Raw genomic sequence first — 16,889 nt, 5'->3', positions numbered from 1 at the left:
TGCCCTTCCTAACTCTTCGGTGTGCCGCGGCGTTCCCGGGCGCGGGCGGCGATCTGGCGGGAGAGCACCGACAGCCCCGCGGCGATGATGACGGTGTTGAAGAGCATCTGCACGATGACCAGGCCGCGGGCGACCTGGCCCTGGGCGTGCACGTCGCCGAAGCCGACCGTGGCCAGTGTCGACAGGGCGAAGTAGAGGGCGTCGACGCGGGTCTGCAGGTCGGCGAACTCGCCGGGGAAGCCGACGGCGATCAGGTAGTCGGCGAGGGCGAAGAACAGCACCCCGGCGACCAGGGCCGTGAGCAGGCCGGTGAGCGGTGTGGTCTCGTCGTCGAGCTGGCGGTTGATCTGACGAAGGATCAGGTAGATCGCGAGGCCGAGCCCGGCGAGGGTGCCCAGGGCGCGCAGCAGCAGCTGCCAGGTCTCATTGTCGGCGCCGACGGGCACGATGAAGTACACGGCTGTCAGCAGCGTGCTGTTGAGCAGTGCCTGCCCGAGCGGGTGCCGCAGGAACGACATGCCGGTATTGTCCCTGATGTCGGGGCATACCGTGGCTCAGTCGGCGGCCACCCGGAAGCCGATGTTGCCCGCGGAGCTGTCCGGGGTGTTCGACGAGCGCGCCGCGACCCGGTAGCGGTTGCAGTAGGAGTGGTGGCACATGTGCGAGCCGCCGCGCATCACCCGCGACGTGCCCTGCGGCGGTCCGGCCGGGTCCGTGCGGGGGCCGGTGACGTGGAAGTCGGCGCTGAACCAGTCCGCGCACCACTCCCACACGTTGCCCGCCACGTTGTAGAGGCCGTAGCCGTTGGGCCGGAACGCCTTGACCGGAGCCGTGGCCAGGTGGCCGTCCGCGCCGGTGTTGCGGGCCGGGAACTCGCCCTGCCAGATGTTGCACTGGTGCCGCCCGCCGGGCGTCAGCTCGTCGCCCCACGGGTAGCGAGCCTGCGCCAGCCCGCCCCGCGCGGCGAACTCCCACTCGGCCTCGGTGGGCAGCCGGGTGCCGGACCAGTCGCAGTACGCCTGCGCGTCGTGCCAGGACACGTGCACCACGGGATGGTTCTGCAGCGCGCCGACGTCGGACTCGGGCCCGTACGGGTGGCGCCAGTCCGCGCCGGGCACCACCACCCACCACGGGGTCGCCTGCACCCGCTGCGCCGAGCGGGCCAGCGCGGGTGGCGTGAACTGCTCGAACACGAACGAGAACCCGAACCGCTCGGCGTCGGTGACATACCCCGTGGCCTTGGCGAACGTGGCGAACTGGGCGTTGGTCACCGCCGTCGGGTCGATCCGGAACGGGCGCAGCGTGATCTCGCGCACCGGCCCCTCGCCGTCGGCGGGGAAGCCCTCGGCGTCGTCCGTACCCATCAGGAACCGCCCACCGGGCAGCGGGATCGTGCGGGCGACGGCCCGGGACCGGGGCGGGTGGTGACCCGGCGCGGCGTGGACGCCGGTCGCGCCCGGCCGCGTGCCGACGGTCAGCAGCGCCGGGGCGGCGCTGCTCGAGGAGGGTGCGCAGCAGGCCGGTGGGTGCTCGGTCACGGGTGCTCCTTCGAGGGGTGCCCGGCGGCGGGGACACTCCGCCGCCGGGCGGGCGGTGGCGGTCAGGGTGCGGTGCTGCCTGAGCTGACCCGGTCGGCGGACAGCTGCGCGGCCAGCGCCGGGATGCCCAGCGCCTGCTCCTGCGCCGGAGTCGCCTGGTACAGCTTGTTGGTCAGCTGGTGCGGGTCGTTGGCCAGGTCGTAGTACTCCCGGAACAGCACCGCGCCGGTGCCGGTCGGCAGCCCGTTGGCATCGGTGTGCAGCTGGTAGTACTCGGTGTACTGCCGGTTCGCCCCGATGTACGAGGCCCAGGTCTGCGGCCCGCCCTCGCCCGTGCCGTGCTTGAAGAACTCGGTCAGGATGTGATCGCGCCGGTACGAGCCCAGCAGCGAGCGCCCGTCGATCGGGTACTGCGTGCTCGGGGTGATCCCGGCCGCGTCGAGGATGGTCGGCGCGATGTCGATGTTGCCGGTCAGGCGGCTGTCGTTGGTGCCGGTGTCGAGCCCGCCCGCGGGCCACGAGACGAAGAACGGCACCTCGACGACCGGGGTGTAGGGCACCGACTTCTTGGTCCAGCCGTGGTCGCCCCAGGCGAAGCCGTTGTCGGCGATGAAGAACACCAGCGTGTTCTCCAGCTGGCCCAGCGCCTCCAGCTTGTCGTGCACGGCCTGCACGGCGTCGTCGACCGACAGCAGGGTGCGCAGCTGGTTGGTGCGGATCGCCTTCCCGTCGGCCAGGGTGCCGGTAGCGTTCTTGATGAAGCCGGGCTTGTCCGAGCGGTCCGCCTCGGGCACCGAGGGGCGGCCGTTCCAGGCCGGGACCTCGGTGTCGGCGTACTTGCCCTCGGGGGTGTTCGGGCCGTGCGAGGCGTACGGGGCCAGGTAGAGGAACCACGGCCGGGTGTCGTTCACGCTGCGGTCGAGGAAGCTCAGCGCCCGGTTCTTCACCACGGTCGTGGTGTAGTTGTTGATGGTCTGCACCGTGCCGTCGACGTTCCAGGTGCCGTTGTTGAACGTCGGCGGCGCCAGCACCGCGAACTCGTCGAAGTACGGCGGGTTGTCGTCGACGTCCCAGCCGTTGAGGTACTTGCCGTACAGGCCCGTGCGGTAGCCGGCCTGCTGCAGGTAGCGCTGCACCGTCGAGTGGTGGTTCAGGTTGGCGGCGTGCTGGTTGCCGCGTACGCCGTGGTTGTGCGCGTACTGGCCGGTGAAGATCGACGAGCGGCCCGGCGCGCACAGCGGCGTGGTGGCGTGCCCGCGGGTGAACTCGACACCCTGCCCGGTGAGCCAGGCCCGGGTCTTGGGCAGCGCCCACGCGGTCTGCTTCGGATGGTCGTCGGTGACGATGACCAGGATGTTCGGCCTGGGGTCGGCGGCCTGAGCGCTCGCCGCGGGCCAGCCTGCCGCCGCGCTCGCGCCTGCCGCGGCCGAGGCCGCCAGGAACGTGCGCCGCTTCAGCGAGGGGGTGTCGTCGGACATGACCTTCCTTTCGTACGCGCACGGCATCGCCTGCCGGGCACGGATCGGGGGACCGGCGTCACGCCGGTGAGGTGGGATTCGCTCGGCCGGGGCGCCGCCCCACAGCCGGAAGATCAGCGCCGCCGCCGAAACGGCGCGTTCAGCGCAGACAGAGGGCGCTCGCCTGCCGCCGCAGATCGACGTGCCGGCGGGCCGTGAACAGAACCCTGCGCCGCATACCCCCGAGCCTAGAAACCACCCTCGACGATCTCAAGAAACTCAATATTTCGTCTTCACGAACCGTATGAACAAAGGCAAGGAAGGGCACCTTCTTAACGCTATGCGTAGAGGAAGGGCACCTTCTTAACCTTCGCTGCGGTCTGGCGGCGGATCCGTACCATGCCGCCCATGACCCCGACCAAGGCCCGGCGCGACGCGCTGTGGTTCCTCGCCCTCTCCTTGATCGCGGCGGCGTGCGCAGCTGCCGCAGCGGTGTGGGGCGAGCGGTGGCCGGTGCTGCTCGTGCTGCAATTCGTGCCTCTGGCCGTGTTCTGGGGGCTGCTCTACCTGGCCCGGCGGGGGCGTGTGCCCATCGACAGGCGGTTCTCCGCGTCGTACGGCGGATTCACCACGGGCATGACCGATCGCCGTGTGGTGGCGGCCGGTTCTGTGATGGCCACGTCGTCGCTGATCGACAACGCACTGGAGGCGAGGCAGGCCTTCTTTCGGATCTTCTTGCCGGTGGTGCTGGTGGCGGCGGTCGGCTTGTGGGCGTGGCTGATCTGGCGCGGGCATCCGCGGCTCCAGTTGCGCCCGGACGGCATCCTCGTGTGGTCCGCCCCGCGGCGCCGATTCGTCCCGTGGGAGGCGCTGCCCGTCGGGCGGCTCCCGATCTGGGCGAGGCGGCAGCCGAAGCAGTCGCCCGTGCTGCACGTGCCGGAGCCCGAGCTGATCGACCCGCCGTCGTACGAGCCCCGCGTGATCCTCGGCGACTGGGACGTCGAGGAGGACCTGCTGGTGTACGCGATCGACTGGTACGCCACCCACCCCGAGGACCGCCCGCTCATCGGCACCCAGGAGGAACTCGACCGCCTCAACGCCCGATACGACGCGACAGCGCAGCCCTCTAAAGGAAGGGCACCTTCTTAACGCTATGCGTAGAGGAAGGGCACCTTCTTAACCCTCCGCGTGGCTGGTGCCGGCTCCGTACCATGCCCGCCATGACGGTGTACCAGGTCGCCAGGCGCGAAGCGCTGCTCTTCCTCGTGATCGGACTGACCGCCGTCGTGTGCAACGTGGCCGCGACGATGGTGTCGGCGCGCTGGCACTGGCCCGCGGCGGTGCTCGCGTTCGGCTGGCTGCCCATCGCGTCGATCCTGTCCGGGGCGCGCAACGCGCCAGGCTGTGCGGGGTTCACCGTCGGGTACGGCGGGTTCACCACCGGTTCGTTGCGGAGCCGGGTGAGCCCCGTGGGCTGGCTGGCAGTGGGCCAGGTGGCTCTCGCCGGCATCGTACGCAGCTCACACGTGCATGTTCAGATCACGGCGCTGGTACTGCTGGTGGTCGCTATCGCTCTGGTCACCATGCTGATCTGGCAAGGGTTCCCACGCCTGGAGCTGCGGCCGGAGGGCATCGTCCGGCGTACGCCGTGGCGCACGTTCATCCCGTGGGACGCGCTGGAGGCCGGGCCGCAGTTGTGGGCGAACGGCCGGCGGCTCACGGTGCGCCTCGCCGAGCCCGAGTTCGTCGAACCGCTGCCGGCGCACGATCACCTGTCCCTCGGTGCGTGGGACGTGCCCGACGATCGCCTGGCGCACGCGATCGGTTGGTATGCGGAGCACGTCGACGACCGGTCGGCCATCGGCACCCCTGTCGAGCTCGACCGGTTGACCTTGCGATACGACGCTGCGGCGTACGGCCTGGACGCGGAGGCTTCGGCCCGCGGCTGATCACCTCCGGCATCCGGGCATGCGCACCCGGAGGACTGCACCTTGCCCGTCGTGTGCTGCGGCGTTGCCTGCGGCGCGTTAAGAAGGTGCCCTTCCTCTACGCATAGCGTTAAGAAGGTGCCCTTCCTTTCGTCAAGGCGGTGAGGAGGAGGTCGAGGGCGGCGTCGAGGGTGTGGCGGGTGTGGGCGACGGGGTCGTACGTGGACGGGGCGTCGGCCGGGGGCGGGGCGGCGGACAGGGCGGCCGAGTGGGGGAAGCGGGTCGCGAAGTCGGGGACGAGGGTGGCGAGCTGGGTGGAGCGCTCGGTCCACCACTGCTCGTCGGAGGTGCCGGTGGCGGTGGCCGCGGCGCGGGATTCGGCGGCGGTCTGGGCCGCGCCGCGGATGAGGTGGAACAGCGCGCTGACGGTGGGGCGTACGGCGGGCGCGGGCACGCCGGTGCCGTGCAGGATGCCGAGCAGCGACTCCAGGACGGACTGCTCGTGCGGGCCGAGCACCGGGCGGGCGAAGGAGACCTGCAGCAGCCACGGGTGGGCCAGGTAGCGGGTCCACAGGTCGCCGGTCCAGGCGTGCACGGCGGCGTCCCGGCCTCCGGCCAGGTCGTAGGAGTGCGGCAGGCCGGCGTGGGCCTGGTCGTACATGAGGTCGACGAGTTCGCGCTTGCTGGGCACGTACGTGTAGAGCGCCATGGCGGAGGTGCCGAGGCGTTCGCCGACGGCGCGCATGGACAGCTTCTCCATGCCGTCGGCGTCGGCGAGCGCGATCGCGGCCTCGATGATCGCGTCGACGGTGAGGCCCTGTTTGGGGCCGGGCGCCGCGCGCCGTTTCGGGCCGGTGGCCTCGGCGGCGGGGGAGTGGGCGCGCCACAGCAGGGCCATGGTGCGGGCGGGGTCGCCCTGGCCGCCGTAGACCGTCATGTGACAACTCCGTACGTCGTAAGCTAATGTCGGCGAGAGGATCGGCTTACAGCATACGGAGATGTTTGTGGAGAGCGTGCGGCTGCCCGGCGGCCAGATGATCGAGTTCGAGGTGCACGGGGACGGGCCCGCGTTGCTGCTGGCCGTGGACCCGCGGCCGGTCGAGGGCGAGCAGGCCGCGTCGATGCGCGCGTGGGGCGCCGATCCGGCGCTGGGACGGTCCCTGATCGACGGCCTGCGCGACCGGTTCCGCGTCGTCGCCGTCGGCTACGAGGCGCACGTGATGGCCGCGCCCCGGCCGGGCACGCTCACCCCGGACGCCGTCGCGCGGGACCTGCTGGCCGTCGCCGACGCGGCCGGGGCCGACCGGTTCGCCTACTACGGCTACTCCTGGCTCGGCCTGGCCGGGCTCCAGCTCGCCCTGCGCACCGACCGGCTGTCGGCGCTGGTGATGGGCGGCTACCCGCCGATCGACGGCCCGTACGCGCAGATGCTGAAGGTGACCGCCACCGCGCACGACATGGCCCGCGCCGCCGCGCTCGACCCGCCGCGGCCCACCGGCCCGCCCGAGCCCGGTGACTGGTCGAACGCGCAGGTGACCACGTCCGAGGCGCAGACCGGCCAGTTCGTCACGCTGTACGAGTCGCTGCGCGGCTTCGACGACCGGGCCGCGCTGCCCCCGCTCACCTGCCCCCGGCTGTGCGTGGTGGGCGGCGCCGACGTGATCGAGTACCCGGAGCAGTGGGGCGGCACGGTCGTCGACATCGCCGGGCCCGTCGTTCGCAACCTCGCCGAGCTGTCCGCGCTGGGCTGGGACGTCGCGGTGCTCGACGGCCTCGACCACATGCAGGCCATGCAGGCCGCCGCCGTCCTCCCCGTCCTGCGCCCCTGGCTGGAGTCCCACCTCGACCCGGCCGCCCCGCCGGTCCCGCCGCGCTGATCGTCGGACTTGCCAGGCATACGGGCGAAAGCGCGCTCAAGATACGCCCAGGTGCCTGGCAAGTCGGACGATCAAGCGGGCCCGGACCGCGGGCGGCGGGACGAGGCGGGTCAGGCGGTCTTCGGGCGGCGGGGGCGGCCTGCCAGGAAGCACAGCAGGGCGGTGGCCAGGTACAGGACCAGCAGCGCGAGCCAGCTCTGGCGGTGCTCGGCGACCTCGGCGGGCAGCATCGGATGGGCCAGGCCGTCCGGCTCCTCCACCACGGTCAGCGACTCGCCCACCTGGTACGCCTGCTCGTCCAGGCTCAGCTCGCCGCCGATGGCGCGGCCGGACAGCGCCGTCACGGTGTAGTGGTAGCGGTCGGCCGGGCCGTCGCTCTCGCGCAGGCCCATCGTCTGCGCCTCGACCTGGCCGCCGCGCAGCTGCAGCAGGCTGGGGCCGGTCTCCTGCAGCACGCTCACCACGAACAGGAAGCCGAGCACCGCCGCCACGGCCGTCCACACCGGGCGGAACCCCGACAGCCAGAACCACCCCGCGACCAGACCCGCCGCCAGCACGAGCCCGATCACCAGGCCACGGTGCTCGGCCGGCAGCAGCGCGCTGCCGGCCAGCGCGGCGATCAGCGCGCCGACGGTGATGATCAGGAACAGGCGTACACCCCGGAATTGGCGGGGGTGCAGCGCGCGGAGGGGGTTGGGCATGGCAGAGAGGGTAAGGCCCGCCCGCGGCGGCCGTCGTCCACCCGCACGGACAGAAAAGGAGGGCTCCCCGGCCGGGAAGCCCTCCTTTCGGTATGCCTTACGGTCAGGCGCTCAGCTCACGCCGCCGCCGGACCGCGAGCAGCAGGACCGCGCCGGTGGCGATCAGCGCGACACCCGCGACGGCGATCGCGGTGACCGCGGTGCCGGTGCGCGGCAGCTCGGCGCCGGCGCTCGGGCTGACCGACGCCGACGGCGTGTCACCGGCCGACGGGCTGGTGGACGTGCTCGCCGACGGCGAGGCGCTGGCCGAGGTGCTCGGCTCGGGCGAGTTGCTGGGCTCCGGCGAGTTGCTCGGCTCGGGCGAGTTGCTGGGCTCCGGGGAGTCGCTGGGCTCGGGCGAGTCGCTCGGCTCCGGGGAGTCGCTCGGCTCGGGCGAGACGCTGGTCTCCGGCGAGGGGGTGACCTCCGGGGACGGCGAGGTGCTGGTCTCGGGCGACGGGGAGACCGACTCCGACGGCGACGGGCCGGGCGTCGGGGACTGGCTCACCTCGGGCGACGGCGAGGCGGACGGCGACGGGCTGGGCGACGGCGCCGGCTTGCCGGGGCAGGTGTGCGTGACGACCAGCTTGAGGTCGTTCTTCGCGTTCTTCTGGTCGATCTTCGCCTGGGCGGTGAGCAGCTTCCAGCCCTGCGGCACGACGACCCAGGCCAGGTGCGGGTTGCTCGCGTTGGCGAAACCGTGCGGGTACGCGTCGTTGTCGCCCGTCTTGATGTACGTGGTGACGGTGCCGTCGCCGGTGTCGAACTTCGCCCACATGCCGACGGCCTTGTCGAACTCGTTCGACGGGGCGTTGAACACCCAGCCGTCCTTGGTGTCGCCGATGTTGCCGACCTCGCTGCAGTCCTTGCTGTACGCCTTGGCGTAGGTGCCCTGGTGGGGCTCGTGCAGGACGGTGTTGTACGGCGCGTCCGGGGTCTCGTCGGCCAGTGCCGGGATGGCGGCGAAGCCGACGGTGCCGGTAGCGAGCACCGCGCCCGCGACGATCGCGATGCGCCAGCGCTTGTCCATGTTCTCTCCGAGGGTGCGTGAGGTCAGCAGAGTGCACGGTCATCCTGCCGGTCCCGCCCCCTCTTTTGATCATGTCGACGGCCTGTCATGCCGGGCCGGGAGGCCACCTGACCTGGCCGAACGGTCAGGCCGTGACGTGCACTCGTCGTCCGGCGGCGACAGGTCGTCAGCCGATCGGCGACACATTCCACCGGAGCGTGCCTGATCCGGTGTGAGGACTGTCTCGCGCCGCGGACGCGCCCGCGGCGCGGCATGGCCGGTTTTCGCCGGGGCGGCCCGGGTATGACCAGCGGCATGACGCAGACAGTGCAGACCCGAGGTGACGGGCACGACGAGATCCTCGCCCTGGACACGACCGGTGACGGCAAGCCCGACCTGTGGGCCATCGACACCGACGGCGACGGCACCGCCGACCTGTTCCAGTCGGACACCGACGGTGACGGCAAGCCGGACGTGACGATGGTCGACCTCACCCAGGACGGCACGATGGACGTCATCGTCGACGGCGACGGCGGCCACCCGCCGGTGGCCTGACCCGCGCTCTTTCGCGAACGTGGATGCGACAGGCCGTCGCGGACCGTCCACAGTGTTCACCCGCAGGTCACGACGGCGGGTGGACCGGATATTGACCGGCCAGTAGGGTCATCCTCCTAACCCCGGGAGGATTCGATGCGTCGCACTATGCGCGCCGCCGTTGTACTGGCCGTGTTGGCAGGCTTCACGGCGGTGGGACCCGCCGCCGTGGCCGCGCCCACCGACCTGCTCATCTCCGAGTACGTCGAGGGCAGCTCCAACAACAAGGCACTGGAGTTCTACAACGGCACCGGCTCGGCCGTGGACCTGGCCGCCGGACAGTACGTCGTGCAGTTCTACTTCAACGGCGCCACCACCGCCGGCGGGACCGTCGCGCTGACCGGCACGGTCGCCGACGGCGACGTGTACGTGCTGGCCCACGCCAGCGCCGTCGCCGCGGTCCTGGCCCAGGCCGACCAGACCAGCTCGGCCAGCTTCTACAACGGCGACGACGCGATCGTGCTGCGCAAGGGCGGCCCGGCCGGGACCGTCGTGGACTCGATCGGGCAGATCGGCACCGACCCCGGCACCGAGTGGGGCACCGGCCTGAACAGCACCGCCGACAACACCATCCGCCGCGACGCGGCCGTCACCGCGGGCGACACCGATCCCGGCGACGCGTTCGACCCGGCCACCGGCTGGACCGGCTACGCCGTGGACACCTTCGACGGCCTCGGCGCGCACAGCACCGGCGGCGGCCCCGTCGACACCCCGGCGACGCTGACCTGCGGCGGCGCCCTGACCGTGTCGCAGGGCCAGGCCGGCACCCGCACGGTCACCGCCACGGACCCCGACGACACGATCGTCGACCTGGCCGTCACCGCCGTCAGCCCGGCCCCCGCCGCGGGCACCATCTCCCGCACCGCGCTCACCCCGGCCGGCGCGCCCGGCGGCACCGCCTCCGCGACGATCACCGCCGACGCGGACCTGCCCTTCGGCGCGTACGCGGTCACCGTGACCGCCACCGACACCGACGGCACCACCGCCACCTGCGGCTTCACCGTCAACGTGAACCGGGTGCTGGCCGTCGGCGAGGTCCAGGGCGCCACCACCGACGCCGAGAACGGCGTGCAGGACCGCTCGCCGCTGGCCCCGGCCACCGGCACGGGCACCAGCAGCGCGCTGTACGACGTGCGCGGCGTGATCACCCAGCGCACCCTGGCCAAGACCTCGGCCGGCGCCGCGCAGTACGGCTTCTACCTCCAGTCGCGCAACGGCGCCACGGACGGCGACCCGAACAGCTCCGACGGCATCTTCGTGTTCATGGGCGCGTTCAGCTCGCTCATCGGCGGCTACGTGCCGCAGGTCGGCGACGAGGTCGTGCTGCGGGCGCGGGTCTCGGAATACTTCTTCATGACCCAGCTGTCGTCCGCCTCGCTGGTCCGCGTCATCGAGTCCGGCGTCACCGACTACGCCGTCACGAACGCCACCCCGCCGCAGGAGCTGGCCGCCGCCAACCGGTTCTGGGAGCGCCACGAGGGCGAGCAGCTGCGCGTACGCGCCGGCAGCGTCGCCGCCAGCGGCCGCGACGTGTTCGGCTCCACCGCCGACTCCGAGATCTATGTGCTCGACGTCGACGACCCGCTGCTGGACCGCACGGACCCGCTGACCCGCCGCGTCTACCGCGACGCGCACCCGATGGACAACGACACCGCGCACGTCTTCGACGACGGCAACGGCACCCGCATCATGCTCGGCACCACCGGCGTGAAGTGGACCGCCCAGAGCGTGGACACGCTGCTGCCGCCCGCGCACACGTTCGACGTGCTGTCGGCCGACGCCGTGGGTGGTCTGAACTTCTCCTTCGACAAGTACGGCATCCAGGTCGCCGCCGCCGACTTCGGCGCGGGCGCCGACCCGTCGGCGAACAACCCGCCCGCCCCGGCGCAGCGCGACCGGGAGCTGGCCGTGGCCACGTACAACGTGGAGAACCTCTACGACTTCCGCGACGACCCGTTCGACGGCTGCGACTTCCTGGGCAACTCCGGCTGTCCCGGCGTCTCCCCGCCGTTCGACTACGTGCCGGCCAACGCGGAGGACTACCAGGCGCACCTGGGCGCGCTCGCCGCGCAGATCGCCGGTGACCTGCACGCCCCCGACCTGCTGCTGGTGCAGGAGGCCGAGGACCAGGACATCTGCACCGTCACCGCCGGTGCGCTGACCTGCGGCGACGTCAACAACGCCGACGGCAAGCCGGACACGCTGCAGGAGCTGGCGCTGGCCGTGGCGGCCGCGGGCGGGCCGGCGTACGACGCCGCGTACGACCGCGACGGCGCGGACGCCCGGGGCATCGTCGCCGGGTTCCTCTACCGCACCGACCGGCTGTCGCTGGCGGCCCCGGCCTCGGTGCTGACCGCGGAGCCGGGTGTCGTGTACCGCGGCGAGGGCCTGGCCTACAACACCCACGTGCAGAACCCGAAGGTGCTCAACGCCGACCTGCCCTCGGACGTCGACACCTCCACCGGCGTGGACGGGTCGAACGTGTTCACCCGCGCCCCGCAGGTGGCCCGGTTCACCGTCGCCGCCGCGCCCGGCGGCACGGAGTCCTACGAGCTGTGGGCGGTCTCCAACCACTACTCGTCGACCCCGCAGGCGCGCGTCGGCCAGCGCACCGAGCAGGCCGCGTACGGTGCGGCGATCGTCGCCGCGATCGAATCCGCCCGGCCGCACGCCCGGGTGGTGTACGGCGGTGACCTGAACGTGTTCCCGCGCCCGGACGACCCGATCGCGATGACCGACAGCGACACCCCGTCGGACCAGCTCAAGCCGCTGTACGACCTGGGCCTGCACAACCTGTGGCAGGACCTGGCCGCGCAGGTGCCCGGCAGCGCGTACTCGTACGTGTTCCAGGGCCAGGCGCAGACGCTGGACCACCTGTTCGTCAACGACGAGCTGTACGGCGACCTGGTGAAGATCCGGGCCGCGCACATCAACGCGGACTGGCCGGCCGAGCACGACGGCGACGGCGCGCGCGGCGCCAGCGACCACGACCCGCAGGTCGCGCTGTTCCGCAGCCGGGCCCGCCTGTCGGTCTCGGACGCCACGGCCGCCGAGGGGCAGCCGCTGCCGTTCACGGTCACCCTGTCCCGTCCGCTGTCGCAGGACCTGACCGTGTGCGCGGCCACCGTGCCGGACAGCGCGAAGGTGAACGCGGACTTCACGCCGTACCTGGGCTGCAAGACCATCCCGGCCGGCGAGGTGTCCGTGGCGTTCCCGGTGGAGACGAAGCTGGACCGGCACGCCGAGCCGGCTGAGCGGCTGTACCTGGCCGCGGTGGCCGACCCGCGCGTGGTCGACCTGGCCGACCTCTCCGGCACCGGCACCATCACGAACTAGCGGTGGGGCACGTGGGGCCGGGGCGCTGACGCGCCCCGGCCCCACTGTCGTTCCGCCCCTTGATCGTTCGACTTGCCTGGCAGGTGGGCGTATCTTGGCCTCCCTTTCGCCCGTGTGCCTGGCAAGTCGGGCGATCTTGACGCGATCGGGTCAGGTGGCCGTGATCGTGGCGCTGTTGGTGATGAAGTCCTTGCCGCCGGAGGACGAGGTGATCTCGTAGCCGAGCTGGACGTTGCCGATGGTGACGTCGCCGAACCAGCCGCGGTTCTTGACCCAGTTCACGATCGCCTTGATGTCGACCGTGCCGGAGCTGGTGTTGGACGTGCGCACGAACGAGTAGACGTGGTTGCCGCCGTTGTGGCCCCGGTAGATCTGCCAGCTGTGACCGCCGACCGAGGCGCTGGTCTGCAGCGTGCCGAGCGGCCCGACCGCGCCGTACTTGTTCATCCACAGCATGATCTCGTGCTGGTTGTCGCTGGACCACACGTCGTACACGGTGGTGAAGGCGACGCCGCTGGTGGGCACGGTGACGTTGAACGTGCTGCTGAGCGTGCCCAGGGCGCTGATCTTCTTGCCGGACCACCTGGTCTGGTTCGGGTAGGACTTGATGCCGCCCGTGTTGGGGTGGTTGGCCCAGACGCCCCAGTTGGTGGCGGAGTTGGCCCAGATGGTCTGCGGGCCGTAGCCGCTGCCCCAGATGTTGTTGTAGAGCGTGTACCCGCCGCTGGACCAGGTGCCCCAGCGGTCCGACGACCACCACACCGCCGCCTGCGCCGGGGTGGCCGTGGCGACGGCCATACCCACGGTGAGCAGCAGTGCGGTGAGGACGCGCCGCACGGTTCGAGACATGGTTGATTCACTGCCTTTCGCGTCGTATGCACGAGTCGTCGAAACGCTTCGACAGCTCGCGCGTGCTCTGGCCATGTCCGAACGTCCGGTACCTCGACGTTAGCCATGAGATCCATCGAAATCAATGCCAATTTCGATGGTCGGCAAACTATTTCGAGGCAGCTCATCGCGTAGGAACCGGCTCGGGATCGACCTGGCCGAACGGCTGATCTTGACGGTATGCCGGGTGGTCGATACCGTCTGCCGGATTCTGATCACGGAACGGGGACGGCGATGGACGACCAGCCGCGGCAGCCGATGGCTCCGGCACTGCGCAACACGTTGATCGGGCTGGTCGCGCTGGCTGTCGTCGGCGCGGCCGGCGCATACGCCCTCTCCCGGCGGAGCGGCCCGGAGACTGCCCCCGCGGCGGTGCTCGTCAGTTCGCCGTCGGCCACGGCGAGCGCGTCGCCGAGTCCCGCCCCGTCGCTGAGTGCTGCTCCGTCGCCGAGCGCCAGTCCCGCCGCCGCACCGAAGCCGTCGCCCACGAAGGCGCCGACGCGCAAGCCGAGCCCGTCGCCCGCCGCGAAGCTGAAGCTGCGTGCGCTCAGCGTGCAGTCGACCATGGACGGCAGCAGGTACATCGTGAACATCACCGCGACGGTGTCCGGCAGCGGCAGCGTGAAGCTGTGGGTCACCGTCAGCTACGGCGGGGGCAAGGACATGAGCAAGACGATCACCCTGACCGGCAGCACCGGGCAGCTCACCCGCACCGTGACCTTCGACCGGAAGACGTTGTGCCCGTCGGCCGAGCACGGCGTCACGCTCGTCGTGCAGCCGTACCCCGGCGGCGACCCGGCCGCGTTCGACCAGGCGAGCTGCTGACCAGCAGGCCACTCGGTGCGTTGCGGCGGCTGGAAGCGCACCGGCCGGACGTCGCGCCGGATCAGCGCGCCAGGCCCGGCCGGTGGCCGGGCTCCCGGCCTTCCGTGCTGGCGGGAGCCTTGATCCGGCAAGGGGAGGGGACGCGGTTCAGCTCGGGTCGGTCAGGGCGGCTTCCACGCCGGCCTTCGTGGCGCCGGCCTCGGTGAGCAGGGCGACCACGTCGCCCTCGCCGAGTTCGAGGACGCCGAGCACGAGGTGCTCCGTGCCGATGTGCTCGTGGCCGAGGCGCAGCGACTCGCGGTGGGCGAGTTCGAGGGCCTTCTTGCCCTGCGCGGAGAACGGCACCGGCCCCGCCGACGGCGTGCCGGTCGACGGGAAGCGCTTGGTCAGCCCGGCGACGACTGCCTCGTAGGGTGCGACGGCGGTGAGGGCCGCCGAGCCCCTGCTCGTGTCGCTCAGCATGGTGAGGATCAGGTGCTCGGGGCCGATGTGGTCGTGCCCCGCCTGCATGGCCAGCTGCTGCGCGCCGACGAGGGTCTTGCGGGCGGCGTCGTCGTAGCGGGCGAACATCTTCATGTCCGCCTCGGACGGGGTGCCCTGGTCCTTGGGCACGAAGCGCTTCTGTGCGGCCTGCTTGGTGACGCCCATGCTCTGGCCGATCTCGGTCCAGGAGGCGCCGGAGTGGCGGGCGCGGTCGACGAAGTGGCCGATGAGGTGGTCGGCGAGCTCGCCGAGGTGCTGGCCGAGCGTGACCGCGTCGCTGAGCTGCTCCAGCGGGTCGCCGTCCGGGTGGCGCTGCTTGATGACGTCGATGAGGTCGTCGAGTCGAGGCGTTCCAGTCATGCGTCAACCTTAGGTTGACGACAACCTTGCGTCAACCTTGGGTTGACGAACTTCGGGCACTCTGGTCTTCATGTCCCGCTCCCCGACTGAGTGCGAACTCCAGCTGCTCGACCGCCATGCGGACGCCGGCGTCGAGGGCGATCTCGTACTCGGCGCCCGCGGAGTCTGCGCTGAAGTCGCCGGGGCGGTGGCCGAGCAGGGTCAGGTGCAGCGGTCCCACCCGGTCCTCGTGCCGTTCGACGGCGAGGTGTGCCGCGGCGAGCGCGACCTGCTCCGCGCGCGCCAGGACATCGGCAGGGTACAGGCGGTTGGCTGCGCTCGCGGCGAAGCCGGCGCCCATGACGACGGTGCACTGCGGCGCGGGCGCCACTTCGATCGTCACCTGGGTGTCGCGGCCGCCGTACCGCCCTTGCGCGCGAACAGGATTGGTCAGCCGGACCACGGGTCCGTCGGGTGTGAAGGTGACCCATTCGGCCACCATGCGGTGGGGAAGCAGCTCGATGGCCTGGCGCACCGCCCGTGCGGCGGCCCCGCGCACCGTGGCGTAGCCGGTGTCCACCGGGTGCAGGTGATGCTGCACCAGCACGACCTTCAACGGGCCGGTGCGGTATTCGTACTTGATGAGGGCGTCCAGCACACCTTCGATCGCGGCTTCGGTCAGCTCGGCCACGTACGCATCGTCGGCCAGCTCGGCGGCGTAGTCCGCGGTGAGGCCGGGCGGCACCGTGATGAAGTCCGCGGCGACGGTGATGCTGCGTTCCGCAGCCGGTTCGACGTCGACGAGGACCAGCGCGGCTCCACCACATGCGGCGAGCGGCCTGCTTCTGACCCGGACCATGACCGCGAGGCTAGCAATACCCTGAGGTACCGGTAGCCGCGTCGTCTCCCGGCGGGCGGGTGTACGGCGGGCCGGTCAGGACGGTTCGGCGGCCAGGATGCGGGCGATCGTGCGGCGGCCCATGAGGCTCATCGCCGGGTTGGTGTCCGCGTAGTACCAGGCCGCGCCGATCGCCTGCTGGAACGCCCATGCTTTGCCGCGTTCCCAGGTCGCGGCGTCGCAGCCGAGCGCTTCGCGCAGCGTCTGGCGGGGTCCGGCTTCGAGCAGGTGCCAGGCGCTGACCAGGTCGAGTGCGGGGTCGGCCGGGCCGAGGCCGCCCACGTCGAGAAGGCCGGCCAGACGGCCACCGGACACGAGCACGTTGCCGGGGATGAGGTCGCCGTGGTTCATCACGTCCGGGTCGTCGCCGCGCGGCAGCTCCCGCCACCGCGCCCACAGCTCGCGCAGCCGGGGCACGTCGAAGAGCGGCTCGCTGCGGTCGAGGCAGGTCTGCACCCAGCCGTCGTGTGTACGCAGCTCCCCGCCCCGGCCGCGCCCGTTGAAGCGGCGGCCACGGGTGTCGATGGCGCGTACCTCGGTGATGAACGCGGCCAGGTCGTGGGCGAACGCGGTCGAGTCCGCGGGATCGTCGTCGGTGGCGGTGACACCGGGCACCCAGGTCTGCACCGACCAGGGCATCGGGTATCCGGCGCCGGGCTCGCCGATCGCGACGGGTTCGGGCACGGCGTAGCGGGTGTGGGCGGCCAGCTCGCGGGCCGCTTCGGCTTCGGCCTCCAGGTGGCGGCGTGCTTCCGCGGCCTCGCCTGGCTGGAGCGGGAAGCGGGCGGTGATGCGCTCGCCGATCCGGAAGATCGCGTTGACGGTGCCCTGCGTGCGCAGCGCGGTGACGGTCAGGCCGTCCCACTGCGGGAACTGCGCCACGACCAGGGCACCGACCGCCGCCGGTGTCACGGTTAGCTGGTCGGCATGCATCTGCACCCGGGGAGCATTCCGCACCGCGTACCGGCGAGGCAAAC

18 protein-coding genes are annotated in these 16,889 nt (G+C 71.6%); 6 read left to right on the top strand and 12 right to left on the bottom strand.

Annotated elements, in window-relative coordinates; genetic code table 11:
* Positions 1-8: 8 nt before the first annotated feature.
* From Cba03nite_RS11680 to Cba03nite_RS40620, 4 genes are all read right to left on the bottom strand, one after another.
* A complete protein-coding gene (locus tag Cba03nite_RS11680) occupies positions 9-518 on the bottom strand; it encodes a potassium channel family protein (RefSeq protein ID WP_203745121.1) in 510 nt (169 codons plus the stop codon).
* Positions 519-554: 36 nt separating this feature from the next.
* Entirely contained in the window at positions 555-1,538 is a 984-nt protein-coding gene (locus Cba03nite_RS11675; RefSeq protein ID WP_203745120.1) for a formylglycine-generating enzyme family protein, read from the bottom strand.
* Between the two features lie 62 nt (positions 1,539-1,600).
* The gene (locus tag Cba03nite_RS11670; protein ID WP_203745118.1) at positions 1,601-3,016 is read right to left on the bottom strand and encodes a sulfatase family protein; all 1,416 of its coding nucleotides are present in this window, start codon (positions 3,014-3,016) and stop codon (positions 1,601-1,603) included.
* Positions 3,017-3,155: 139 nt separating this feature from the next.
* Positions 3,156-3,233 carry a putative leader peptide gene (locus Cba03nite_RS40620; protein ID WP_371821583.1) on the bottom strand — a complete coding sequence of 26 codons (78 nt, stop codon included), beginning with the start codon at positions 3,231-3,233 and terminating at the stop codon, positions 3,156-3,158.
* Between the two features lie 170 nt (positions 3,234-3,403).
* Here Cba03nite_RS40620 and Cba03nite_RS11665 point away from each other — a divergent pair, with 170 nt between their 5' ends.
* Complete coding sequence (locus Cba03nite_RS11665) at positions 3,404-4,144, top strand: hypothetical protein (RefSeq protein ID WP_203745116.1); 741 nt, start codon at positions 3,404-3,406, stop codon at positions 4,142-4,144.
* 71 nt (positions 4,145-4,215) lie between these two features.
* Positions 4,216-4,944, top strand: a complete 729-nt coding sequence (locus tag Cba03nite_RS11660; RefSeq protein ID WP_203745114.1) for a hypothetical protein — start codon at positions 4,216-4,218, stop codon at positions 4,942-4,944.
* Positions 4,945-5,053: 109 nt separating this feature from the next.
* Here Cba03nite_RS11660 and Cba03nite_RS11655 read toward each other — a convergent pair whose 3' ends face one another.
* The gene (locus tag Cba03nite_RS11655; RefSeq protein WP_203745112.1) at positions 5,054-5,860 is read right to left on the bottom strand and encodes a TetR/AcrR family transcriptional regulator; all 807 of its coding nucleotides are present in this window, start codon (positions 5,858-5,860) and stop codon (positions 5,054-5,056) included.
* 61 nt (positions 5,861-5,921) lie between these two features.
* Between Cba03nite_RS11655 and Cba03nite_RS11650 the strand changes: the two genes are divergently transcribed.
* Positions 5,922-6,800, top strand: a complete 879-nt coding sequence (locus tag Cba03nite_RS11650; protein WP_239125652.1) for an alpha/beta fold hydrolase — start codon at positions 5,922-5,924, stop codon at positions 6,798-6,800.
* A gap of 110 nt (positions 6,801-6,910) precedes the next feature.
* Here the strand turns inward: Cba03nite_RS11650 and Cba03nite_RS11645 are convergent, their stop codons facing one another.
* Positions 6,911-7,501: a hypothetical protein gene (locus Cba03nite_RS11645; protein ID WP_203745110.1), complete on the bottom strand. Its 591-nt coding sequence runs from the start codon at positions 7,499-7,501 to the stop codon at positions 6,911-6,913.
* A 103-nt stretch (positions 7,502-7,604) separates the two neighbouring features.
* On the bottom strand, positions 7,605-8,570 hold the full coding sequence (locus tag Cba03nite_RS11640; protein WP_203745108.1) for an LPXTG cell wall anchor domain-containing protein: 966 nt from the start codon (positions 8,568-8,570) through the stop codon (positions 7,605-7,607).
* A 294-nt stretch (positions 8,571-8,864) separates the two neighbouring features.
* On the opposite strand from Cba03nite_RS11640, the gene Cba03nite_RS11635 reads away from it, so the two are divergent.
* Together Cba03nite_RS11635 and Cba03nite_RS11630 are read left to right on the top strand one after the other, a co-directional pair.
* Entirely contained in the window at positions 8,865-9,104 is a 240-nt protein-coding gene (locus Cba03nite_RS11635; protein WP_203745106.1) for a hypothetical protein, read from the top strand.
* 135 nt (positions 9,105-9,239) lie between these two features.
* The gene (locus tag Cba03nite_RS11630) at positions 9,240-12,479 is read left to right on the top strand and encodes a lamin tail domain-containing protein (protein ID WP_203745104.1); all 3,240 of its coding nucleotides are present in this window, start codon (positions 9,240-9,242) and stop codon (positions 12,477-12,479) included.
* A 150-nt stretch (positions 12,480-12,629) separates the two neighbouring features.
* On the opposite strand, the gene Cba03nite_RS11625 is transcribed toward Cba03nite_RS11630, so the two are convergent.
* Together Cba03nite_RS11625 and Cba03nite_RS11620 are read right to left on the bottom strand one after the other, a co-directional pair.
* Positions 12,630-13,328 carry a GH12 family glycosyl hydrolase domain-containing protein gene (locus Cba03nite_RS11625; RefSeq protein WP_203745102.1) on the bottom strand — a complete coding sequence of 233 codons (699 nt, stop codon included), beginning with the start codon at positions 13,326-13,328 and terminating at the stop codon, positions 12,630-12,632.
* 254 nt (positions 13,329-13,582) lie between these two features.
* On the bottom strand, positions 13,583-13,960 hold the full coding sequence (locus Cba03nite_RS11620) for a hypothetical protein (RefSeq protein ID WP_203745100.1): 378 nt from the start codon (positions 13,958-13,960) through the stop codon (positions 13,583-13,585).
* On the opposite strand from Cba03nite_RS11620, the gene Cba03nite_RS11615 reads away from it, so the two are divergent.
* On the top strand, positions 13,953-14,192 hold the full coding sequence (locus Cba03nite_RS11615; protein ID WP_203745098.1) for a hypothetical protein: 240 nt from the start codon (positions 13,953-13,955) through the stop codon (positions 14,190-14,192). The two genes, Cba03nite_RS11620 and Cba03nite_RS11615, sit on opposite strands and share 8 nt — an antisense overlap.
* A gap of 147 nt (positions 14,193-14,339) precedes the next feature.
* On the opposite strand, the gene Cba03nite_RS11610 is transcribed toward Cba03nite_RS11615, so the two are convergent.
* From Cba03nite_RS11610 to Cba03nite_RS11600, 3 genes are all read right to left on the bottom strand, one after another.
* Positions 14,340-15,035 carry a Clp protease N-terminal domain-containing protein gene (locus Cba03nite_RS11610; protein WP_203745096.1) on the bottom strand — a complete coding sequence of 232 codons (696 nt, stop codon included), beginning with the start codon at positions 15,033-15,035 and terminating at the stop codon, positions 14,340-14,342.
* A gap of 31 nt (positions 15,036-15,066) precedes the next feature.
* Positions 15,067-15,873: a hypothetical protein gene (locus Cba03nite_RS11605; RefSeq protein ID WP_203745094.1), complete on the bottom strand. Its 807-nt coding sequence runs from the start codon at positions 15,871-15,873 to the stop codon at positions 15,067-15,069.
* 75 nt (positions 15,874-15,948) lie between these two features.
* Positions 15,949-16,845 (bottom strand): aminoglycoside phosphotransferase family protein, encoded by an 897-nt coding sequence (locus tag Cba03nite_RS11600; RefSeq protein WP_203745416.1) that lies wholly within the window; start codon positions 16,843-16,845, stop codon positions 15,949-15,951.
* Between the last annotated feature and the right edge of the window lie 44 nt (positions 16,846-16,889).

The organism is Catellatospora bangladeshensis, assembly GCF_016862575.1.
GTDB classification, from domain to species: Bacteria; Actinomycetota; Actinomycetes; order Mycobacteriales; family Micromonosporaceae; genus Catellatospora; species Catellatospora bangladeshensis.
The sequence above is the reverse complement of the archived record's forward strand: the minus strand, read 5'-3'. Positions and strand labels throughout refer to the sequence as shown.